The organism is Ferribacterium limneticum (genome assembly GCF_020510565.1).
GTDB classification, from domain to species: Bacteria; Pseudomonadota; Gammaproteobacteria; order Burkholderiales; family Rhodocyclaceae; genus Azonexus; species Azonexus limneticus_B.
Genome location: NZ_CP075189.1, coordinates 1,314,430 through 1,337,193 on the forward strand (window position 1 = coordinate 1,314,430; position 22,764 = coordinate 1,337,193).

Sequence of the window (22,764 nt, forward strand, 5' to 3'; positions counted from 1 at the left end):
CTAACAGATGTCGCAGCGATGGATTTCGACCGTCGCATGGACGATTTCTTCATGCACGGCGAGCGCATCGCGGATGTTCAGCGGCGTCAGCATTTCGTCGTGGGTGAGCAGGCTCAGCGCGCAGGCGTAGGCGCCGGTGCCGACGCGCCAGACGTGCAGGTCGGTCAGTTCGGTCTGGCCATCGGCCGGTAGTTGGGCGATGACGTCGCGGATTTCGGCGACGACCGGGTGATCCATTTCGCGGTCGAGCAGGACGCGGCCGCTTTGCACGATGAGGTTCTTCGCCCACAGTGCAACGAGGACGGCGCCGACAATGCCGGTCGCCGGGTCGAGCCAGGCCCAGCCGTAGAGCCAGCCGCCAGCCAGCGCGGCGATGGCGAGCACCGATGTGGCGGCATCGGTGACGACGTGGATGTAGGCGGCCTTGAGGTTGAGGTCGTGGTGATCATGATGGGCGTGGTCGTGGTCGTGGTTATGTCCGTGGTCATGATGATGGTCGTGACCGTGGGCCTGGCCGAGAATCAGCGCGCAGACGAGATTGACCACGAGTCCGAGGACGGCGACAGCCATGGCTTCCGCGTAGTGAATTTCCTGCGGCGCGAGCAGCCGGTCGACCGAGCCGAAGATCATCGCGGCGGCGACGCCGAGCAGGAAGATGGCGCTGGTGTAGCTGGCCAGCACCTCGATTTTCCAGGTGCCGAAGGCGAAGCTCGGGTCGGCGGCGTATTTGCGCGCCGCGCTGTAGGCGAAGGCAGAGAGGCCGATGGCCAGCGCGTGCGAACTCATGTGCCAGCCGTCGGCGAGGACAGCCATCGAGTTGAACCACCAGCCGGCGACGATCTCGACGAGCATGGTGGCGATGGTGATCCACAGGACAAGGCGCGTGCCGCGTTCGGCCGCGGCGTTGCCGGTCGAGTAGCGATGGTTGTGCGCCCAGCGCGTCAGGTCGTGCTTGCTCATTGCTGGCCGTACCCCTTGAATTTTTCCAGCACGGCGGCCATTTCATCGGCCGAGAGCAGCACCGGCTGACCGAGCTGGCAGGCCCGCCAGTATTGCTCGCAGAGTTCTTCGAGTTCGATGGCGAGCGCCAATGCCTCGTCGAGGTCGCGCCCGGCGACGAGCAGGCCGTGGTTGGCCAGCAGGCAGGCCTTGCGGTCGGCCATGGCGGTCATTGCTGCGGTCGACAGGGAATTTGAGCCAAAAATGGAATACTCGGCGCAGCGTATCGTGTCGCCGCCGAAGCGCGCGATCATGTAATGAAACGGCGGAATGTCGAGGCGCAGGCAAGCCAGGCTGACGGCGAAGGGCGAATGGGCGTGCAGGACGGCGCCGACTTCCGGCCGGGTGGCATAGAGGTCGCGGTGAAAGCGCCATTCGGACGACGGCTTGCGGCTGCCAATGTGTGAGCCGTCGAGGGCCATGAGCGGGATGTCGTCTTCAATCAAGGTGTCGTAGGCCATGCCGGTCGGCGTGATGTAGAAGCCGTCACCGCTGCGCACGCTGACATTGCCGGCAGTGCTGCGATTGAGGCCGGCCGGCTGCATGGCGCGGGCCGTGGCGATCAGATCAGTACGCAAATCAGCCATGGTTTTCTTCCGGATAAAGCGCCAGCAAGCCCTCGCGGCTGGCCGGGCAGACGCCGCGTTCGGTGATGATGGCCTTGACTAGCCAGTTCGGCGTCACGTCAAAGGCCGGGTTGGCGACGTCTTCGCCGGCCGATAGCTGGCGCAGCGCCGAGGGTTGGGCGTGCTGGTCGAGGCCGTGGACGAAACGGAATTCGTCGCCATCGCGTTCCTCGATGGGGATGTCGGCGCCGTCGGCGCAGGCGAAATCGAGCGTCGAGCGCGGCGCCGCGACGTAGAACGGAATGCCGTTGTCGGCGCAGGCCAGCGCCTTGAGGTAGGTGCCGACCTTGTTGGCGACGTCGCCGTTGGCGGCGATGCGGTCGGCTCCGACGATCACGGCGTCGACCTTGCCTGCGCGCATGAGCAGGCCGGCGGCGTTGTCGGCGATGAGCGTGTGCGGCACGCCGTGCTGTTCGAGTTCCCAGGCGGTGAGCAGGCCCTGGTTGCGTGGCCGGGTTTCGGAAACCCAGACATGCACCGGCACGCCGGCGTCGTGCGCGGCATAAATTGGCGACAGGGCGGTGCCGTGATCGACGGTGGCCAGCCAGCCGGCGTTGCAGTGGGTCATGATGTTGAGCGTCTGGCCGTCAGCGATGATCAGCTCGTTCCACAGCTTGAGACCGTGCTGGCCTATGGCCGCGTTCTGGGCGACGTCTTCCTCGGCGATGGCGGCAGCTTCGGTCCAGGCGGCGGCGCACCGCTGTTCGGCCGGCAGCGGCTGGAGCACGCTTTCCATGCGAGCCAGCGCCCAGTGCAGATTGACGGCGGTCGGGCGTGTCGACCGCAGCAGCGCGGCAGCCTCGGCCAGTCGGGTATCGGAAGCCTCGAAGTCAAGCGCGATGGCCAGCCCGTAGGCCGCCGTGGCCCCGATCAGCGGCGCGCCGCGCACCTGCATGGCGCGGATGGCGTGGGCCGCCTCGTCGAGCGAGGCGACACGAACCCAGTGCAGCGCGTGCGGCAGGCGGGTCTGGTCGATGATGTCGATGGCGCGCTGTTCAGGATGGGCGCGCAGGGTGCGGGTGGGGATGCCGTCGATGTTCATGGTTCGCATTGTGGCATAGTGCCTATTTCCAAAACACCCGCCAGCACCATGGAAACGCCTGTTCGCATCGACTCCCGCTTCCCGAACATGGGGACGACCATCTTTACCGTCATGTCCAAACTCGCCGCCGAGTGCGGGGCGGTCAACCTGTCGCAGGGCTTCCCAGATTTTCAGGCCGAGCCGGCGTTGTTCGATGCAGTGCATCGCCACATGCTGGCCGGGCGCAACCAGTACGCGCCGATGGCCGGCATGCCGGAACTGCGTCAGGCCATCGTCGACAAGGTGGCGGCGCTTTACGGCACGCGTTACGACGTCGAGTCGGAGGTGACCGTGACGGCCGGGGCAACGCAGGCCATCTTTACGGCCATCGCCGCCTTCGTCCGGCCGGGCGATGAGGTGATCGTCTTCGAACCTGTTTACGATTCCTACGTGCCGGCCATCGAAACAGTCGGCGGTACGGCGGTTTATGCCCAGCTGACTTTTCCCGATTACGTGCCGGACTGGGATCAAGTAGCGCGACTGATCACGCCGAAAACGCGGATGGTCATCGTCAATTCGCCGCATAACCCGACGGGCAGCCTCATTTCCACGGTGGACCGGAAAAAACTCGCCAATTTGATATCCGGGACCGACATCGTCGTGCTCTCCGACGAGGTCTACGAACACATCCTGTTCGACGGCGAGCAGCATGCCAGCCTTTGCGCCGACGCGGAACTGGCGGCGCGCAGCATCGTCGTTTCGAGCTTTGGCAAGACGTATCACATTACCGGCTGGAAAATCGGTTACGTCGTCGGCCCGGCAGCGCTCATGGCCGAGTTCCGCAAGGTGCACCAGTTCAACGTGTTCACCGTCCATGCGCCGTCGCAACTGGGGCTCGCCGAGTACATGCAGGACGCCGACCGCCATCTTCGGCTGGCCGCCTTTTATCAGGAAAAGCGGGACTTTTTCCGTGAGTTGTTGGCGACCACGCCGTTCGAACTGCTGCCCTGTCGCGGCACCTATTTCCAGCTAGCGCGCTACGACCGCATCTCCGATTTGCCCGACCGGGCCTTCGCCGAATGGATGACGCGCGAAGTCGGCGTAGCCGTCATTCCGGTCTCGGTGTTTTATGCCGACGGGCGCGACGACAAGGTCGTCCGCTTCTGTTTCGCCAAGCAGGAAAGTACGCTGAAGGCCGCGGCGGAAAAGCTGGACAAAGCCTTTTCGTGAGGGCGGCTTGAGCAGTTGATCGGCGCCGGGCTGATTCCCACGGTCAACCGGAAAAAATGCCCAAAATTGAAAACCGGCCGGCAGTGCGCCAGCCTATTCGCCGACAGGCAAACCGATACGCTGCGCTGACTGGGTTACCGCCAGGACGCTCGGGTGGGTCAGGCGCCGTTCGACCGAAATGGCGAAGTAGCTGACCTGAACATCGGTGGTCCGCCCGATAACGGCCAGTTCGCCCGAGGTGAGAAATTCGTCTTCGGCAATGGTGGGAACCGGAAATGCGCCAACACCGGCCTTGCCGAATGCCGCCATCAAGGCGGTGTCATCGAATACGCCGACAACCCGCGCCCGGATGCGCTCTCTTTCCAGCCAGGGCAGAAGATTTGTTCTGACTGTTGAATCCTCCCCCGGTAAAAGCAAGGGCAGTTCGTTGAGGCAGGCGGGAAACTCGGCCGACGTTTCAGCGATCAGCCGTTTGGCCGCCAAAAAGGAAATCCCCGAATCGAGCAGGCGATGGTTGTAGGCCCGAACGCTAAAGCCCGGTGGTACCGGGGCGTCCGAAATGACCATGTCGAGTTCGTGCACCGCCAACTGGGCAAGCAAGCGGTCCAGCTGCCATTCGCGGCAAACGATGCGCGTCGACTGTTCGCCATGGATGGCGGGCTGGAGCAGCGTGCAGGCAAGGGATTTCGGTACCGCATCGGAGACGCCGACGCGGAACTCGGCCGGCCGTCCCTTTGGGTGATGTTTGATCATCACTTCCAGTTCGGCGCTCAGGGCGAAGAGCTCGTCGGCGTACTCCAGGGCCATTTTGCCGGCCTCGGTCAGGACGATGGAGCGCCCCTGGCGGGCAAACAGCTCGGTCCCCAGGTTGCTTTCCAGCAGCCCGATCTGACCGCTCAAGGTTTGCGGCGTGACATTGATTGCCTCGGCGGCCCGGGCGATGCTGCCGGCCTTGGCCACCTTCCAGAAATAGAACAGATGCTTGTGGTTCACGGCTCATTCAATTCATCGAGAAAAGCTTATTGTTTCCGGAAATAAATCGAATTTATTTTAGTCGTGAGTTGCGCTAACTTACCAGCCAAATTTTGACCGGGGCGGGCTGATCGAGCCGCTCCGGAGTCCAACCCCGCTGAGGTTTTGCATGCTAGCCACCATCGTCGTTATTTTTGTCGTCGCTTACGCTGCCATCGCGCTGGAACATCCGCTCAAGGTCAATAAATCGGCTTCGGCCCTGATTGGTGCCGGCTTGCTGTGGACGGTTTATGCCCTCTCGCTGGGCGATACGCATTTGCTGACAGAGCAACTGGGCGAGTCGCTGACCGGCACGGCGCAGATCGTGTTTTTCCTGATGGGCGCCATGACCATCGTCGAGGTCGTCGATGCGCACAACGGCTTCGAGGTCATTACCAAGCGGATCAGGACGACCCAGTTGTCGTCCCTGATGTGGCTGGTCGGCTTCGTCACCTTCTTCCTGAGCGCGATTCTCGACAACCTGACGACGACCATCGTGATGATCTCGCTCATGCGCAAGCTGCTGGCCAAGCATGATGACCGCCTGTTCTTCGCCGGGATCATCGTTATCGCCGCCAATTCCGGTGGGGCCTGGTCACCGATTGGCGACGTGACGACGACGATGCTGTGGATCGGCGGCCAGATTACCTCGCTGGCGATTATGAAGGCGGTGCTCTTGCCGGCCTTGGTCAGCATGATCGTCCCGATGGGGATTACCGCCTACGTGTTGCGCGGCCGCGAGGTAGTCAGTCCGGAACTGGTCGATAGCGACCATGGGCTTGGCACGACAGAGTTTGAACGCAATCTGATGTTCTTCATGGGGCTCGGCATTCTGGTTGCCGTTCCCGCCTTCAAGACGATTACGCACCTGCCGCCATTCATGGGCATCCTGTTCGGTCTGGGGCTCCTCTGGCTGGTCGGCGATCTGGTCCATCGGCACAAGGAAGACGAATTCAAGGTCCATTTCACCCTGGCCCATGCCCTGAGCAAGATCGACATGAGTTCACTGGTGTTTTTCATCGGCATTCTGCTTTCAGTCGCCACCTTGGAACACACGCATATCCTGACCTCGCTGGCCCAATGGCTGGACGAGACCGTCGGGCGGCAGGATGTCATCGTTCTGATCATCGGTCTGGTCAGCGCGATTGTCGACAACGTGCCCCTGGTTGCCGCCTCAATGGGTATGTACAGCCTGACGAACTTCCCGCCTGACCATTTCCTCTGGCAATTCATGGCCTACTGCGCCGGCACGGGCGGCTCCATTCTCATCATCGGTTCGGCCGCCGGTGTGGCCGCGATGGGCCTCGAAAAAATCCACTTTTTCTGGTACGTCAAGAAGATCAGCGGCTTGGCCCTGGTTGGCTATTTTGCCGGCGCCGGCATCTACCTCCTGCAACTGAACATGCTTTCATAGCCAGCCCGAAAGTACGCTGAAGCGCTCTGCCGAGCGACTCTGTAAAGCTTTGTAAGGAAAACTGAAGTTATGAAAATTGCTTGACCGGCGCGCGCCACAAAGCGAATAATCGGCCGACCAAAACATAGCCAAGGAGAGAAAAATGGGAATGGTCCAGGAATTCAAGGAATTCGCCGTCAAGGGCAACGCGATGGATCTGGCGGTTGGCGTCATCATCGGCGGGGCCTTCGGCAAGATCGTCGATTCGATCGTCGGCGACCTGATCATGCCGTTGGTCAGCCGCGTCGTCGGCAAACTCGATTTCTCCAACCTGTTCTTTGTCCTCGGCGACAACCCGAACAACCTCGTTGCCCTGGCCGAAATCAAGAAGGCCGGCATTCCGGTCTTTGCCTACGGTTCTTTCCTGACCATTCTGGTCAATTTCATCATTCTGGCCTTCATCATCTTCATGATGGTCAAGCAGTTGAACCGTCTGCGTAACGAAGAGCCGGCTGCCGCGCCGGAAGCCCCGCCGACGCCGGAAGACGTCATGCTGCTGCGCGAGATTCGCGATTCGCTGAAGAAATAAGCGACGTTCGCCCCGATCAAGGCCGCCGAGTGCGGCCTTTTTTCATGGTTCGATGGCGGTAGCCCATTGCCACGGTCAACCGGAAAAAATGGCCAAAATTGAAATGGCCATGGCGCCCCTCAATTAGCGAAAACCGCCACCCACAGCCGGCGGACGGCGGCGATATGTTTTTCCACCTCCTCACGCGGAATCGGCGACTTGGGAAAAGCCGACAGGCGCTTGGCGTGTTGCAGGCGACGGTACTCACGGTAGGCGTTGCCGGCCGCTTCTGCCTGTTGCGGGTCGATCAGGCCGAGTTCGCCGGCCATGCGGAGCAAGGCGATGTTGCCGAGATTGCCGGTCAGGCTGGCGTGCTCGTGCGAATAGCCGAGGATCAGGTACTGGACGATGAATTCGACGTCGATGATGCCGCCTTCGTCGTGCTTGAGGCCGAACTCGGTTTCGCTTTTCGTGCCGTGCGCATCGACCATTTTTTGCCGCATGGCGACGACTTCTTCCTGGAGCTTGGCCAGGTCGCGCGGCAGGCGCAGGATTTCGCAGCGGATTTCCTCGAAACGCTTGCCGACGGCCGGATCGCCGGCGCAGAAACGGGCCCGGGTCAGGGCCTGGTGTTCCCAGGTCCAGGCGTTCTTGAGCTCGTATTCGCGGAAGGAATCGACCGAAACGGCAAGCAGGCCGGATTCGCCATTCGGGCGCAGGCGCAGGTCGGTTTCAAACAGGATGCCGGCCGGCGTCTGGCTCGATAGCCAGGAATTGAGGCGCTGGCCGAGGCGGGCATAGTTCTCCGGGGCGTCCTGATCGTCGTCGTCAAACAGGTAAACGAGGTCGAGGTCGGAGGCGTAGCCGAGCTCCTTGCCGCCCATCTTGCCGTAGCCGATGACGGCGAATTTCGGTGTTTCGCAATGGCGATTCCTGATCTTCGCCCACACCAGCGGCAGGGTTTCCTGGACGATGGTGTCGGCCAGCTCGGTCAGGTGGTCGGAGAGGTGCTCGATGGTCTGCAGGCCAGCCAGATCCTGGGCCAGCAGCCGGAAAACCTGGCCGTGGTGCATTTCGCGCAGGATGTCCATCTCGCGTTCGGTGTCGTCGACGTGCTGGGCCAGGTTGTCGCGCAGGATTTCGCGGAAACCGGCCCAATTGGTGGCGATTTCGTAGAGGCGCGGGTCGAGCAGTTCGTCGAGGAGCAGCGGATGGCGGTTCAGGTAGTCGGCCGCCCAGTTCGAGGCGCAGATCATGTCGGCGACGCGGCGCAACGCCATCGGGTATTGCTGGAGCAGGGCGAGGTAGGAACCGCGGCGGGCAATGCCCTCGAGGAAACTCAGGCCGCGGGCCAGCGTCGTATCGGGGGCGGGCGTCGCGCCGGCCGCCTCGATCAGGCGCGGGCCGACGGCGTCGAGCCGGGCCCGGTTGGTCGCCGGCAGTTGTAGATAACGGCTGGCGGCGCGCAGTTCGGCCAGGCGGGCGATGGCCTCCTTGGGATGGCGGTAGCCGAGATTGCCGAAGGCTTCGATCGCAGTGTCTTCGTCGAGCTGGCCTTGCCACAGGCCGGTCAGCGGATGCTCGCCAGCTTCCGGGTCGGAGAAGATGGCGCCGAAATGCTGGCTGACCTTTTCTCGGTGGCTATCGAGCGCGGCCAGCATGGCCGGCCAATCCGGAAAGTCCATGCTGACCGCGATGATTTGCCGATTTTCGGCGTCGATCGGCAGCATGTGCGTCTGCTTGTCCTCGACGTATTGCAGCCGGTGTTCAAGGCGACGCAGGAAAACGTAGGCCTCGCGCAATTCCTGCTCGGTTTCGGCCGGGATCAGCTTGCGATCGACGAGCAGCTTGAGCACGGAAAGGGTTGGCCGGATCTGCAGTGCCTGGTCGCGGCCACCGCGAATGAGCTGGAAGACCTGGGCCATGAACTCGATTTCGCGGATGCCGCCGGGGCCGAGCTTGACGTGGTCGGCCATGTCCTTGCGCGCCACTTCGCGGCTGATCTGGGCGTGCAGGTCGCGCATGGCGTTGATGGCGCCGAAGTCGAGATATTTGCGGAAGACGAAAGGCCGGGCGATTTTCTGCATGGCCGTCACCCAGCCCGGCTGCAGGTTCTCGCCGGCATTCATGGTGCGGCCCTTGATCCAGGCGTAGCGCTCCCACTCGCGGCCCTGGGTGATGAAATAATTTTCCAGCGCGTCGAGCGAGCAGACCAGCGGGCCGGAGTCGCCATTCGGTCGCAGGCGCATGTCGACGCGGAAAACCTGGCCGTCGGCCGTCAAATCGCCCAGCGCGCCGATGATGCGTTTGCCGAGGCGGGTGAAGAAATCGAAGTTCTCGATGCTTTTCGGGCCGGCCGTGTCGCCGTCTTCTGGGTAAACGAAAATGTAATCGACATCGGACGACACGTTCAGCTCGCGCCCGCCCAGCTTGCCCATGCCGATGATCAGCAGGCGTTGCGGCTGACCGGCCTTGTCGAGCGGTTCGCCGTAGGTGGCGACGAGCTGGCGGTGATAGTACTCGAGCGCGAAGTTGGTCGTCACGTCGGCAAGCAAGGTCATGCACTCGACGATTTCAGCCAGCGGCGCCAGGCCGCCCAGATCGCGCAAAACCAGATGGGCCATGGTGCGTTGGCGCAGGCGGCGCAGGGCGGAGCGAACCGCATCGTCATCGGCAAACTCGCGTTGCAGCGGCGCCTGCAACATGGCCTCGGAGAGCGGCTGTTGCCAGGTGGCGAGCAGTTCGGGAATCAGTTCCGGGTGCGCCTGCAGCAGATTGGCGAGATAACGGCTGTGGTGTACAGCCGCTTGCCAGCGGGGGTCGAGGGTGGTGTCCATGATGGTCCGTCGGCAGCTTGGCCGAAAAGGTAGAATGTCGTTTTTATCCAGTATCCGATTGTAGTGATCAATTCCCCCCTCTGGCAAAGCGGTTTGACGTGTGAGTGAGCCGCTGCACCCAAATTCCCGTGTGATTCCGCCAGATGTGCGCGTTGCGCTGTATCACCGCCTGCATTGGCTGTGGCCGGTGCTCGCCAGCCGTACCGTCCGCGTCCTGGGCTGGGGGCTGTTCGCCGCCTGGCTGGCTTTTGTCATCCTCGTGCTGGCCCTGCGCTACGTGGTGTTGCCCCAGATCGGCGAATACCAGCTTCAGATCGAGCAGGCGGCGACGCGCGCCGTCGGGCAAGCGGTCAAGATCGGCCGCATCGAGGCGCGCTGGCAGGGGCTCAATCCCGATCTGGTGCTCAACGACGTGGTGATCGCCGACCGTCAGGGCGCGCCGGCCTTTTCGCTGGCCCGTGTCGAGGGCGTACTGTCGTGGCAAACCCTGTGGCGCCTGCGGCCAACGCTGGCCCTGCTGGCGTTTGATGGCCCGGTCCTGCATGTCCGGCGCGACAGCAACGGCAAGATCACGGTGGCCGGTGTCGACACCGAAGGCGAGAGCGACCCGGCCTTTGCCGAGTGGGTGCTCGAACAAAAACGCATCCGCATCCGCGATGCAACGATTGTCTGGGACGACCGGCTGCGCAAGGCGCCGCCGCTGGTCCTCGAAGACCTGCAATTCGCCCTCGATAACAGCGGGCGCCGCCATCGCTTCGGTATCTCTGCCGCCCCGCCCGATGAACTGGCCTCCCGCGTCGATATCCGTGGCGAGGTCAAGGGCGACCTCGGCGAGGCGCTCGAGCATTTGTCCGGACAGATTTTTGTCGAACTCGATTACGCCGATCTGGCCGGCTGGCGGGCCTGGGTCGATTATCCGGTCAATCTGCCGCAGGGCCGCGGTGCCCTGCGCATCTGGGGCGATCTTGACGATGGCGCCGGTAAATTGACGGCTGACGTGGCGCTCGAGGAGTTGCGCATACGCCTCGGCCGCAAGCTGCCCGAGCTTGAACTGGCCAGCATGCGCGGCCGTCTCGAAGGGCGCTACAAAGCCGATGAATGGGCTGTGGTCGGCCACAAGGTCGAACTGCAGACGCAGGATGGACTGCGCATCGCGCCGACCGACTTCAAGGTTGAATGGCGGCAGGACACGGCCAGTGCTGCGGTCAACGGCAACGCCAGCGCCAGTTTTCTCGATCTGGCGGTGCTCGGCCGCCTGGCTTCCTATTTGCCGCTCGACGCGCAGAGCCGGGACTTGCTGATCCGCCATCGGCCGCAGGGCCAGATTGCCGAATTGAAGGCGAGCTGGTCGTTGGCCGGCGAAACGCTCAAGCGCTACAGCCTGAAGGCTGGCTTCCGCGACATGGGCATCGAGGCCGCCGGCATTTTTCCCGGCGCCGGGGGCGTTTCCGGGACGATCGACCTGACCGAAAAAGGCGGTGATCTGAAGCTGGATTCCGGTGTTTCCAGCCTGTCCCTGCCGGCCATTTTTCCCGAACCGAACATCGCGCTCGATACGCTGAAGGCCAAGGCGAGTTGGAAAAACTCGGCGCAAGGGACCGACATCAAGCTCGAAAAACTCGAATTCGCCGGTCCGGATGCGGCAGGGTCAGCCCAGGGTACTTATCGCTACACCGGCGAAGGGCCGGGCGAAATCGACCTGACAGCGAGCGTCGAACGCGGCGAAGGGACGGCTGTCTGGCGCTACATGCCGCACGCCGTCAATGCCGGTGCCCGCAACTGGATCCGGCGCGGTATCGTCGGCGGGCGTGGCTATGACGGCAAGCTCATTCTCAAGGGCAATCTCAAGGATTTCCCGTTCCGCGACGGCAAGGGCGGCAAGTTCATCGTCACCGCCAAGGCGACCGGTGCCAAGGTCGATTACGCCGACGGCTGGCCGGTCATCGACGATATCGATGCCGACATGAGCTTCGATACCGGCATGCGGATCAAGGCCAGCAAGGGCCGCATCCTGGGTGCCTCGCTGGCCGACGTAAAAGTGGACATCCCGGATTTCGAGTCGCACGAGGAAATGTTGCTGGTCCGCGGCACGGCGCTGGGGCCGACCAGCGAGTTCTTCAAGTTCATCGAACAAAGTCCGGTGGCGGAGCAGATCGATCGCTTCACCGACGGCATGAAGGCGGTCGGCAACGGCAGCCTGAATCTCGAGCTCGATATTCCGCTGCGCCATGCACTCGATACCAAGGTGCGCGGCGACTATCGTTTCCAGAACAATCAGCTGCAGCCGCTGGCCGGCTTGCCGATGCTGACACAGGTCAATGGGCGCCTGTTGATAACGGAAAATACCGTCTCGGCCAAGGATATCGCCGGCCAGGTTTTCGGCGGGCCGCTCAAGGTTCAGGTCAAGAGCGCCGGCGACAAGGTCGGCGTGGTGGCGACGGGCACGGCCAGTATCGGCGAGGTGAGCAAGTATTTCGGCTGGCCGCTGATCAATCATCTGAGCGGCAATGCCGCCTGGAAGGCGGATATCGGCATCCGCAAGCGCAATGCCGACGTTGTTGTCGAATCCGACTTGCTTGGCATCAGTTCGCCACTGCCCGACCCCTTGAACAAGAACGCAACGATGCCGCTCGCCCTGCGCATCGAGCGGACGGCGCCGGATGCCCAGCGCGAGCAATACCGGATCACGCTCGGCAAGGTTGCCCAAGGCTTGATTGTGCGCAAGGGTGAGAGCTGGGAGCGGGGCGTTTTTGCCGTTGGCGATGTTGAGCCGCGCCTGCCGGAAAAGGGTCTGGCCGTGCGCGTCGCGACGTCGCGCATCGATGCCGATGCCTGGAAGAATTTCCTGCCCGAGGGGGCGACCGGCGGCGCCGACAATGGCGGTCTGGCGCTCAATGTGGTGACGCTCAAAACGCCCCTGTTGCGCCTGCTAGATCGCGATTTCAATCAGGTCGATGTTGCCCTGCGACCGCGCGATGGGGGCTGGCTGATCGGCCTGAATACCCGCGAGGCGGTCGGTGAGGTGCTCTGGAAGAGTGCCGGCGAAGGCTGGGTCGAGGGCAATTTCAAGCGCCTGGTGGTGCGGCAGTCGACGGAGGTGGCCGATGACGCGTCGTCACTGATCAATACCTTGCCCGGGATGAGTCTGACGGTCGATGATTTCTACCTTGGCGACAAGGCGCTGGGTCGGCTCGAACTCAAGGCGCGCAACGACAAGGGGGCCTGGCACCTCGATACGCTGAGCCTCGAGAACCCGGATGGCGCTCTCAAGGGCAAGGGTGTGTGGACGCAGGGCCTGCGCCCGCAGACACGGCTCGATTTCGAACTGACAGCCAAGGATGTCGGCAAGCTGGTCGGCCGTCTTGGCTACGGCGACACGGTGCGCCGCGGCAAGGCGAAAATGACCGGCGACCTGCAATGGAACGGGCCGCTGACCGGCATTCACTACCCGTCGCTGACCGGGCAACTCAATGTCGAGGCCGAAAAAGGCCAGTTCAACAAGCTTGAGCCGGGCGTCGGCAAACTGCTCGGGCTGATTTCACTGCAGTCCCTGCCGCGTCGTCTGACCCTGGATTTTCGCGATATTTTCAGCGATGGCCTGGCTTTCGACAGCATCGATGGCAAGCTGTCCATTCGCAAGGGCGTCATGCGGACCGTCGAGCCGCTGCGCATCTTCGGGCCGGCGGCCCAGGTTGAAATGCGGGGCGAAACGGATCTCAAGGCCGAAACGCAGGACATGCAGGTCGTCGTTCGGCCGGAACTCGGCGGGCTGGCGGCCGTCGGCGCCGCGGCGCTGGTCAATCCGGTGATCGGGGCAGCGGCGCTGGTCGCCAACACGGTGCTGCAAAAACCGCTCAATCGCCTGTTCAGCTACCGCTATCATGTGACCGGCACTTGGGCCGACCCGCTCGTCGACAAGGCGGGCGAGTCGGTGCAGGACGTAAAACCCGAGCCGGAAGACGCCAGCAAACCCGTGGAGAGCAAGCCTTGATCAAGCAGAATTGCCGTATCGCCGCCGTGCAGATGATTTCCGGGCCGCGCGTTGCCGACAATCTGGCCACCGCCGGCCGGCTTATCGACGAGGCTGTCACGCAGGGCGCCCAACTGGTCGTGCTGCCCGAGTATTTCCCCATCATCGGCGCTGCCGATGCCGACCGCGTGCGGGCGCGCGAGGATTTCGGCGCCGGGCCGATTCAGTCGTGGCTTGCCGAGACGGCGCAGCGCCACGGCATCTGGATTTTTGCCGGTTCCCTGCCGTTGACCGCCAGCAGCCCGGACAAGATGCGCAATGCCAGCCTGGTCTTCAACCCGGCCGGCGAATGTGTCGCGCGTTACGACAAGATTCACCTGTTCGGTTTCAAGAAAGGCGATGAAGCCTACGACGAAGCCAGCTTCATCGAGCCGGGCGATACGCCGGTCGCGGTCGACACGCCGTTCGGCAAGGTTGCCTTGTCGATCTGCTATGACCTGCGTTTTCCCGAGTTGTACCGGGCCTTGGCGCCGGTCGATCTGATCCTCGTGCCGGCCGCTTTCACCGAAACGACGGGCAAGGCGCACTGGGAAATTTTGCTGCGGGCCCGGGCCATCGAGAACCAGTGTTATCTTCTTGCTGTCGGACAGGGCGGGCGCCATGAAAATGGTCGCATGACGCACGGCAACAGCATGATCATCGACCCGTGGGGCGAGATTCTCGACCGCAAATTGAAGGGGCCGGGCGTCGTCATCGCCGACCTTGATCACCAGCGACTTGCCGAAATTCGCGAGAGCCTGCCGGCGCTTGCACACCGCAAACTTTAAGGAAGTATTCATGACTCAAAACAGCGCGTTGGCCCAAGCCGAATCCCTGCTGCTGGCCCCCTTCTCGCTCAGCGAAGGCGACCTGTCGCGAACCTTCGGCCAGATCCTGACGCATCAGGTCGATTACGCCGACCTCTATTTCCAGTACTCGCGCTCCGAGGCATGGAGTCTCGACGAAGGCATCGTCAAGTCGGGCAGTTTCAACATCGACCAGGGCGTCGGCGTGCGCGCCATTTCGGGCGAAAAGACGGCCTTTGCCTACTCCGACGACATCAGTTCGCAAGCGCTCGGCGATGCCGCCAACGCCGTGCGGGCGATTGCCGTAGCCGGGCAGAATTTCAAATTTGGCCAATTTTTCCCGTCGACCGTAGCAAGGTCGCTCTACGTGCCGAACGACCCGATTGCCTCGCTGCCGGCCGAAGCCAAGGTCAAGTTGCTCGAACGCCTCGAAGGCTTTGCCCGGGCGCTCGATCCGCGTGTTCTGCAGGTCATGGCCTCGCTGGCCGGCGAATACGAAGTGGTCCTCGTTGCCGGTTCCGACGGCCGTCTGGCCGCCGACATCCGGCCGCTGGTGCGCTGCTCGATCTCGGTCATCATTGAAGAAAACGGCAAACGCGAGCAGGGTTCGTCCGGCGGTGGCGGTCGTTTCGACTTCGGCTATTTCGACGACGAAATCCTCCAGCGCTACGCCAAGGAGGCAGTCCATCAGGCCGCCACCAATCTCCATGCCGACCCCGCCCCGGCCGGTCAGATGACGGTCGTGCTCGGTTCCGGCTGGCCCGGCATCCTTTTGCATGAAGCTGTCGGCCATGGTCTCGAAGGCGACTTCAACCGCAAGGGCAGCTCGACCTTCAGCGGCCGCGTCGGCCAGCGCGTCGCCGCCGAGGGCGTCACCGTCATCGACGACGGCACGATTGCCGACCGGCGCGGCTCGCTCAATATCGACGACGAAGGCAATACGACGCAGCGCACTGTACTGATCGAGGATGGCATCCTCAAGGGCTATCTGCAGGACAGCCTGAATGCCCGCCTCATGGGCGTCGCCCCGACCGGCAACGGCCGCCGCGAATCCTTCGCCCATCTGCCCATTCCGCGCATGACCAACACCATGATGCTGGCCGGCCAGCACGATCCGGCGGAAATCATCAAGTCGGTCAAGAAGGGCATCTACGCCGCCAACTTCGGCGGTGGCCAGGTCGATATCACGAGCGGCAAGTTCGTCTTTTCGATGAGCGAGGCCTACCTGATCGAAGACGGCAAGGTGACGCGCCCGATCAAGGGGGCGACGCTGATCGGCAACGGCCCGGATGCGATGACTCGCGTTTCGATGATCGGCAACGACCTCAAACTCGACCCCGGTGTCGGCACCTGCGGCAAGGATGGACAGAGCGTTCCGGTCGGCGTCGGACAACCCACTTTGCGTATTGATGGACTGACGGTGGGTGGTACTGCATAATATCTAGTCACATTGTTGAGGTGATTCGATGCGCGGACTATTCATTTGGGCTTGTCTCTTTGCAACGACTTCGGGATTTGCCCAGTCTGACCCTGCGTTGCAGGAACGCCTGAAGAGCATCGGTTCCGACCAGGTGGCGCTGCGTTCGGCGGTCGATGCGGGCAAGAAGGTCACTTTTTTCTGCGCCAATTGTCATGGCGAAGATGGCATCAGCAAGACGGCCGACGTGCCCAACCTGGCCGGGCAGAACCCGGCCTACCTGCTCGAGCAGATCCGCAAGTTCGGCGCCGGCGAGCGCAAGGATCCGTTCATGCAAGGCTTGATCAAGGTGCTCAAGGATGAGGAGCGCATCCAGGTCGCCCACTACTACGCCAGCATCAAGGTGGCGCCTTCGGCCGCCGACGTCAGCCAGGTGCCGCGCGGCAAGGAACTGTTTGGCAAGCTCTGCGTTCGCTGCCATGGCGAGCAGGCCCGTGGCAACGACCTGTATCCCCGTCTGGCCGGCCAGAAGGTGCCGTACCTCAAAAGCTCGATCACCCGCTACCGCGACATGACCGGCGTGCGCAACAATCAGTTGATGTCGATCGCCACGGCGACGCTCAAGAACGAAGACATCACGGCCATCGCCAACTACCTGACGCAAATGCCCTGAGCGACGGATTTACCGTCGTGTGACATTGTTGATTCGTATCATGGTCTGGCGGCAAATGCCGCGGCTATCCTCTTGGCTCGAAAAAAGCCATTCCGGGAGGCCTCGTGAAGACCCTGTTATCAGCGTTGCTCGCATTTTTTCTCAGTCTGGCCGGCAATGATGCGCTGGCCCAGATCAGCGACATCAATTCGGCGATCAACAAGGCCGGCCGGCAACGCATGCTGTCGCAGCGCATGGCCAAGGCCTATTTCCAGATTGGCCAACAAATCGACGTCGACCGCAGCCGGAAGATTCTCGACGGCTCGATTGCCGTCTTCGACCGGCAACTCGTCGAGTTGAAGAACTACGCGCCGACACCGGAAATCAAGGACACCTACCTCAAGCTCGAAAAGTCCTGGCTGGCCTACAAGGATGTGCTGGTCGGGGCGACGCCATCGCCGGAAAACGGGCGCAAGGTGCTGGCCATTTCGGAAGAGGTGTTGGAGTTGGCGCATCAGGCCACCGTCCAGCTGGAAAAGAAATCAGGCTCGAATGCCGGTCGTCTGGTCAACGTCTCGGGGCGCCAGCGCATGTTGTCGCAGCGCATGGCCAAGTATTACCAGGCCGCTTCGTGGGGCATCGCCGACAGCAACGCCGGCGCCAATCTGGGCAAGGCGCGTAAGGATTTCACCGAGGCGCTGCAGGAACTGGGTGGGGCTCCCGCCAACTCTGTGGTGATCAACGACAGCCTCGGCCTCGTCAAGCAGCAGTGGATTTTCTTCGCGGGCGCCCTCGATCAGAAAACCGGTGGCGACAAGCGGGCGCAACTGGCCGTGGCGACGACCAGCGAGCGCATCCTCGAAGAGATGGAAGGTGTGGTCGGCCTTTACGAAAAGCTGCCGAAGTAGCCGAAACAGGCTGTTTGCCGCGCGGTTGAAGGCGGCTAGCGCGAAATCTTCCATGGGCATCCGGTAGAATGCCGGGTTTTCAGCATTTTTGGATGAGGCTGGCCATGACGCCGCATAGCACGCAAACGAGCAAACCGAATACCGACGACCTGCGCATCAAGGAAATCAAGGAACTGGTGCCGCCGGCCCACGTTTTCCGCGAATACCCGGTGTCCACCCGCGCCGCCCAGACAACCTACGCCGCTCGCCAGGCGATTCATCGCGCCCTGCATGGCGCCGACGACCGCCTGCTCGTCGTCATCGGCCCCTGCTCGATCCACGACCACGACCTGGCCATGGATTACGCCAAAAAGCTGGCCAAGGAAGCCGAGAAATACGCCGAAGACCTCATCGTCGTCATGCGCGTCTATTTCGAAAAGCCGCGCACGACGGTCGGCTGGAAAGGGCTGATCAACGATCCGCGCCTCGACAACACCTTCCGCATCAACGAAGGCCTGCGCCTGGCCCGGCGCATCCTGCTCGAAATCAATGAGCTCGACCTGCCTTGCGCCACCGAATTCCTCGATACCATCACGCCGCAATACACCGCCGACCTGATCTCCTGGGGCGCCATTGGCGCACGGACGACCGAATCGCAGGTGCATCGCGAACTGGCCTCCGGCCTGTCCTGCCCGGTCGGTTTCAAGAACGGCACTGACGGCAACATGCGCATCGCCGTCGATGCCATCCGCTCGGCCAATTCGCCGCACCATTTCCTCTCGGTCACCAAGTCCGGTCACACCGCCATCGTGTCGACGACCGGCAACGAGGACTGCCACGTCATCCTGCGCGGCGGCAAGGAACCGAACTACGACGCCGTCAGCGTCGATGCCGCATGCACCGAAATCGCCAAGTCCGGCCTCGCTGCCCGGCTCATGGTCGATTTCTCGCATGGCAACAGCCGCAAGCAGTTCAAGCTGCAAATGGAAGTCTGCGACAGCGTCGCCGCCCAGCTGACTGCCGGCGAAGACCGCATCGTCGGCGTCATGGTCGAATCGCACCTCGTCGAAGGCCGCCAGGACATCGTGCCGGACAAGCCGCTGACCTACGGCCAGAGCGTCACCGACGCCTGCATCAACTGGGAAGACAGCGTCAAGGTGCTCGATCAGCTGGCCGCCGCCGTGCGCGCCCGGCGGGTAGCGGAAGCCGCCGAATAGGCATTCCCGAGCCTTGAACTCGGGCCCGATTGGCGCAAGCCGGTCGGGCCTTGTTTTTTGGGCCCAGCGGTTTCCCGCTCAGTCGGCGAAATTCGGCCGACGTTTCTCGCGCTGGGCGGCGATGCACTCGCCGAGGTCGGCCGAGAGCAGCATCGCCGCGTTCCAGCCGGCGACGTAATTGAGGCCGTCGGCCACCGAGTGGTCACGGCTGAAATTCAGCACGTCCTTTGTGCCGCGAACGGCCAGCGGCGACTTGCCGGCGATGGTTTGGGCGATTTCCCTGACGCCTAAGGTCAACCGGGAAAAATCGTCAAATTTGAAATTGATCAGGCCGAGTTTTTCCGCTTCCTCGGCGTCGACATTGCGGCTGGTGTACGCCAGTTCGCGTGTCATGCCTTCACCGATCAGGCGCGGCAGTCGTTGCAGCGTGCCAACGTCGGCGACCATGCCGAGGTCGATTTCCTTGATCGAAAAAAATGCATCGGGCGCCGCGTAGCGCATGTCGCAGCAGGTCACGAGATCGAGCGCACCGCCGACGCAGGCGCCTTGGATCGCAGCGATAACGGGCTTGCGGCAGCGTTCGATGCTGCTCAGACAATCCTGCAAATCGAGGATCAGCCGGCGCAATGTTTCGCGGCTGCGGGCGCCATCGGCGTGAGCAATCTGTTGCTGGATGCTGCCGAGCATGGCGAGGTCGATCCCGGCGCAGAAGTTTTTCCCTTCGCCGCTCAGGATGGCGACGCGGGCTTCCGGCGTGGTATCGACCCATTCGAAAGCCTGACGGATTTCCTGCCACATCGCCGCGTTCATGGCGTTCGACTTGTCTGGCCGATTGAGGCGAACCTCGGCGACATGATCGTCGAGCGTGAGGGCGAGGGTGCTGAATTCAGGGGGATTCATCGGCTTGTCTCCATGGCGGATTTGAGTTTTTGCCGATGTTACGCCGAAGGCCGTGGCAATTCCCTTGTCCCACGGTCAACCGGGTTTACTACGTGAAACGTAAAAAAGCGGCAAAAACGAAATGTTTCCGCCGTCTTGCTCCGCCCGCTCAGGCCATCCCGGCAAGCGCAGCGGCGAGGTCGGCATTGTCGTCGTTGCCGCCACCACCGGTATGGATGTTCTGGCTTTCAATGCTGACGGCGTAGCCGGCGATGCGCAGTTGTTCGGCCCAGTGCTCGGCGACCTTGCGCGAGTCGTGCCAGGGCCCGCGCTCGATGATCGGGCGGTCGGTGCCGGAGCGGTAGATGGTCTTGACCCGGTACATGGTTCAAGCGCCGGCGGGACGGGCGTCAGGCCGCATTTTTGCCCTTTTGCCAGAGCACATCGCCGCGACCGCCGGCCCGGTTGAGGGCGCGACCGAGGATGAAGAGCAGATCGGACAGCCGGTTGATGTAGCGGCGGGCGGCTTCGGACAGCGGCTCGGCGCCGTGCAGGCGAACCATGGCCCGTTCGGCGCGGCGGCAGACGGTGCGGCTGAGGTGGGCGAGGGCAGCAGCGCGGGTGCCGCCGGGCAGGATGAATTCCTTGAGCATAGTCAGGTCGGCGTTGAAGGCTTCGGCCTGCGCTTCGAGGCGGGCGACCTGGGCGTCCTTCATGACTTCCATGCCGGGCAGGCAAAGCTCGCCACCGAGGTCGAAGAGGTCGTTCTGGACATCGAGCAGGGCGGCGCGCATGGCTTCCGGCATGTCTTCGCAGAGCAGCACGCCGAGGCCGGAGTTGAGCTCGTCGACCTCGCCGATGGCGTCGATGCGCAGGCTGTCCTTGGTCGTCCGGCTGCCGTCGCCAAGGCCGGTCGTGCCGGCGTCGCCGGTGCGGGTTACGATCTTCGACAGGCGGTTGCCCTTGCGTTCATGTTCGGTGTCGTTCACGGTGCTTTCTCCAGAGTCAGTGCAGATTATACTTTTGCTCCGCACTAGAGACAGACATCGTTATGCCCCAGTTCGCTGCCAATCTGAGTTTTTTATTTACCGACCTACCGTTCCCTGAGCGTTTCCAGCGGGCGGCGGCGGCCGGTTTTCAGGGCGTCGAGTATCTTTTTCCCTACGACTGGCCGGCGCATGACGTCGCCGAATGGCTCAAGGCGGCCGCTGTCGAGCAGGTGCTGTTCAATCTGCCGCCCGGCGACTGGGCCGCCGGCGAGCGCGGCCTGGCCTGTTTGCCGCACCGCCAGGGCGAATTCGCCGAAAGCGTCGAGCAGGCGCTGAATTACGCGATGGTCCTCGACTGCGAAAGGGTGCATTGCATGGCCGGGCTACGGCCGGAGGGTGTGGCCGAGTCCGAACTGGAAGCGACCTACATCGCCAATCTGCAGTTCGCCGCCGACCGTTTCGCCACCGTCGGCGCGACGGTGATGCTCGAGCCGATCAACAGTCGTATCGACATGCCCGGCTACTGGCTGGACGACGTGAACAAGGCGCTGCGCCTGCTCGATGCCATAGCCCGACCCAACGTCAAACTGCAACTCGACCTCTATCACGCGCAGATCATCCAGGGTGATCTGGCGCGGACCATCGAAGCCAATCTCGGGCGCATCGGCCACATCCAGATCGCTGACAATCCGGGGCGCCATGAACCGGGCACCGGGGAGATCAATTACCCGTTTCTGTTCGAGCTGATGGACAGGCTCGGCTACGCCGGCTGGGTCGGCTGCGAATACAAGCCGCTAACGACGACCGAAGCCGGGCTGGGCTGGCTGGCCGGGAGCCAGCATGGGTAACTGGCGCCACCATTCCTCCCCCTTCAAGGGGGAGGCTAGGTGGGGGATGGGTCGTTGCACGGGGCGCGAATTCATGACCCATCCCCACCCCAACCCTCCCCTTGAAGGGGAGGGGGCTTGATCCCACGCGACATCCTGCGCCGCCTGTTCGACGCCGCCATCGCCGCCGCCGATCCGGCGTTGCGTGTCCCGCCGCATTTGCCGCCCGATGACGGTGGCCGACTCATCGTCATCGGTGCCGGCAAGGCCTCGGCGGCCATGGCGCGGGCTGTCGAGCAGCATTGGTCCGGGCTGCTCGAAGGAACGGTCGTCACACGCTACGGCCACGGCGTGCCGTGCGAACGGATCAAGATCATTGAGGCTGCACACCCGGTCCCGGACGCCGCCGGCGAGGCAGCAGCGCTTTCCATTTTTGCGCAAATTTCCCGGTTGACCGTGGAAGACCGCGTTCTGGCGCTCATTTCCGGCGGCGGCTCGGCCTTGCTCGCCGCCCCGGCGCCCGGCGTCACGCTGGCCGAAAAGCGGGCGCTCACCGCGGCCTTGCTGCGCTCGGGGGCGAGCATTGGCGAGATCAACTGCGTGCGCAAACACCTCTCCGCCCTCAAGGGCGGCCGTCTCGCCGCCGCTGCCTGGCCGGCCTCGGTGCTGACGCTGGCGATTTCCGACGTGCCCGGCGACGACCCGGCCGTCATCGCCTCCGGCCCGACCGTCGGCGATCCGACGACCTGCGCCGAGGCGCTCAAGGTCCTCGATTTCTACGCCATCGCCATCCCGCCCGACCTGCGCCGCCGCCTCGAATGCGGCGAACTTGAAACGCCCAAGCCGGGCGACCCGCGTCTGGCCAACAGCGAATTCCGCCTCATCGCCAGCCCGCGCCAGATGCTCGAAGCGGCCGCCGCCGAGGCGCAACGGCTCGGCATCACGCCGCTCATCCTCGGCGACGCTATCGAAGGTGAGGCGCGCGAAGTCGGCAAGGTCATGGCCGCCATGGCGCGTTCCTGCGGTCAACACGGATTTCCGGCCCAAAAGCCCTGCGTCCTGCTCTCCGGCGGTGAAACGACAGTAACGATGCAAGGCGACGGCCGCGGCGGCCGCAACACCGAATTCCTGCTCAGCCTGGTCTTGGCGCTCGATAGCACGCCGGGTATTCACGCCCTGGCCGCCGACACCGACGGCATCGACGGTAGCGAGGACAATGCTGGCGCCTTCATCACGCCCGAAACGCTGGCTCGGGCGCGGGCGTCCGGCCTCGACCTGCGCGCCCGGTTGGCCAACAACGACGCATGGACCGCCTTCTCGCAACTCGGCGACCTGCTGGTCACCGGTCCGACGCGAACCAACGTCAATGATTTCCGCGCCATCCTCGTAGAATGAC

General features: G+C 63.1%; 19 protein-coding genes. 11 read left to right on the forward strand and 8 right to left on the reverse strand.

The annotated features are described in order from the left end of the window. From dmeF to mtnA, 3 genes are read right to left on the reverse strand one after another with little or no spacing between them, the layout of a single operon-like run. Positions 1-960, reverse strand: a complete 960-nt coding sequence (dmeF, locus tag KI610_RS06360) for a CDF family Co(II)/Ni(II) efflux transporter DmeF (protein ID WP_226497820.1) — start codon at positions 958-960, stop codon at positions 1-3. Next, positions 957-1,586 (reverse strand): class II aldolase/adducin family protein, encoded by a 630-nt coding sequence (locus KI610_RS06365; protein WP_226497821.1) that lies wholly within the window; start codon positions 1,584-1,586, stop codon positions 957-959. The genes dmeF and KI610_RS06365 overlap by 4 nt, the downstream gene beginning before the upstream one ends. Then, complete coding sequence (gene mtnA, locus KI610_RS06370; protein ID WP_226498518.1) at positions 1,579-2,667, reverse strand: S-methyl-5-thioribose-1-phosphate isomerase; 1,089 nt, start codon at positions 2,665-2,667, stop codon at positions 1,579-1,581. Before mtnA ends, KI610_RS06365 begins: the two co-directional genes overlap by 8 nt. Before the next feature lie 48 nt (positions 2,668-2,715). Here mtnA and KI610_RS06375 point away from each other — a divergent pair, with 48 nt between their 5' ends. Then, entirely contained in the window at positions 2,716-3,876 is a 1,161-nt protein-coding gene (locus KI610_RS06375) for a pyridoxal phosphate-dependent aminotransferase (RefSeq protein WP_226497822.1), read from the forward strand. A 93-nt stretch (positions 3,877-3,969) separates the two neighbouring features. On the opposite strand, the gene nhaR is transcribed toward KI610_RS06375, so the two are convergent. Continuing rightward, positions 3,970-4,869: a transcriptional activator NhaR gene (nhaR, locus tag KI610_RS06380; RefSeq protein WP_226497823.1), complete on the reverse strand. Its 900-nt coding sequence runs from the start codon at positions 4,867-4,869 to the stop codon at positions 3,970-3,972. Positions 4,870-5,017: 148 nt separating this feature from the next. Between nhaR and nhaD the strand changes: the two genes are divergently transcribed. Both nhaD and mscL read left to right on the forward strand, forming a co-directional pair. Next, the gene (gene nhaD, locus KI610_RS06385; RefSeq protein ID WP_226497824.1) at positions 5,018-6,301 is read left to right on the forward strand and encodes a sodium:proton antiporter NhaD; all 1,284 of its coding nucleotides are present in this window, start codon (positions 5,018-5,020) and stop codon (positions 6,299-6,301) included. Positions 6,302-6,443: 142 nt separating this feature from the next. Further along, positions 6,444-6,869 carry a large conductance mechanosensitive channel protein MscL gene (gene mscL, locus KI610_RS06390; protein WP_226401377.1) on the forward strand — a complete coding sequence of 142 codons (426 nt, stop codon included), beginning with the start codon at positions 6,444-6,446 and terminating at the stop codon, positions 6,867-6,869. Positions 6,870-6,988: 119 nt separating this feature from the next. Here the strand turns inward: mscL and glnE are convergent, their stop codons facing one another. Further along, a complete protein-coding gene (gene glnE / locus KI610_RS06395; protein WP_226497825.1) occupies positions 6,989-9,685 on the reverse strand; it encodes a bifunctional [glutamate--ammonia ligase]-adenylyl-L-tyrosine phosphorylase/[glutamate--ammonia-ligase] adenylyltransferase in 2,697 nt (898 codons plus the stop codon). Between the two features lie 100 nt (positions 9,686-9,785). Between glnE and KI610_RS06400 the strand changes: the two genes are divergently transcribed. The 6 genes from KI610_RS06400 (at position 9,786) to aroG (ending at position 18,673) form a co-directional block, all read left to right on the forward strand. Next, complete coding sequence (locus KI610_RS06400; RefSeq protein WP_226497826.1) at positions 9,786-13,676, forward strand: YhdP family protein; 3,891 nt, start codon at positions 9,786-9,788, stop codon at positions 13,674-13,676. A gap of 32 nt (positions 13,677-13,708) precedes the next feature. Next, positions 13,709-14,482, forward strand: a complete 774-nt coding sequence (locus tag KI610_RS06405; RefSeq protein ID WP_404827500.1) for a carbon-nitrogen hydrolase family protein — start codon at positions 13,709-13,711, stop codon at positions 14,480-14,482. Positions 14,483-14,492: 10 nt separating this feature from the next. Next, entirely contained in the window at positions 14,493-15,938 is a 1,446-nt protein-coding gene (gene tldD / locus KI610_RS06410) for a metalloprotease TldD (RefSeq protein ID WP_226497828.1), read from the forward strand. A gap of 28 nt (positions 15,939-15,966) precedes the next feature. Continuing rightward, positions 15,967-16,590 carry a c-type cytochrome gene (locus KI610_RS06415; protein WP_226497829.1) on the forward strand — a complete coding sequence of 208 codons (624 nt, stop codon included), beginning with the start codon at positions 15,967-15,969 and terminating at the stop codon, positions 16,588-16,590. A gap of 104 nt (positions 16,591-16,694) precedes the next feature. Beyond that, positions 16,695-17,477, forward strand: coding sequence for a type IV pili methyl-accepting chemotaxis transducer N-terminal domain-containing protein (locus KI610_RS06420; RefSeq protein ID WP_226497830.1), 783 nt, complete (start codon positions 16,695-16,697; stop codon positions 17,475-17,477). A 104-nt stretch (positions 17,478-17,581) separates the two neighbouring features. Then, positions 17,582-18,673, forward strand: coding sequence for a 3-deoxy-7-phosphoheptulonate synthase AroG (gene aroG / locus KI610_RS06425; protein ID WP_226497831.1), 1,092 nt, complete (start codon positions 17,582-17,584; stop codon positions 18,671-18,673). A gap of 78 nt (positions 18,674-18,751) precedes the next feature. On the opposite strand, the gene KI610_RS06430 is transcribed toward aroG, so the two are convergent. From KI610_RS06430 to KI610_RS06440, 3 genes are all read right to left on the reverse strand, one after another. Then, entirely contained in the window at positions 18,752-19,573 is an 822-nt protein-coding gene (locus KI610_RS06430) for a crotonase/enoyl-CoA hydratase family protein (protein WP_226497832.1), read from the reverse strand. Between the two features lie 148 nt (positions 19,574-19,721). After that, a complete protein-coding gene (locus KI610_RS06435) occupies positions 19,722-19,937 on the reverse strand; it encodes a hypothetical protein (RefSeq protein ID WP_226497833.1) in 216 nt (71 codons plus the stop codon). Between the two features lie 25 nt (positions 19,938-19,962). Continuing rightward, positions 19,963-20,541 carry a cob(I)yrinic acid a,c-diamide adenosyltransferase gene (locus tag KI610_RS06440; RefSeq protein WP_226497834.1) on the reverse strand — a complete coding sequence of 193 codons (579 nt, stop codon included), beginning with the start codon at positions 20,539-20,541 and terminating at the stop codon, positions 19,963-19,965. Between the two features lie 62 nt (positions 20,542-20,603). On the opposite strand from KI610_RS06440, the gene hyi reads away from it, so the two are divergent. Together hyi and KI610_RS06450 are read left to right on the forward strand one after the other, a co-directional pair. Further along, positions 20,604-21,389: a hydroxypyruvate isomerase gene (gene hyi / locus KI610_RS06445; RefSeq protein ID WP_226497835.1), complete on the forward strand. Its 786-nt coding sequence runs from the start codon at positions 20,604-20,606 to the stop codon at positions 21,387-21,389. 117 nt (positions 21,390-21,506) lie between these two features. Continuing rightward, the gene (locus KI610_RS06450; RefSeq protein WP_226497836.1) at positions 21,507-22,763 is read left to right on the forward strand and encodes a glycerate kinase type-2 family protein; all 1,257 of its coding nucleotides are present in this window, start codon (positions 21,507-21,509) and stop codon (positions 22,761-22,763) included. Position 22,764: the final 1 nt, after the last annotated feature.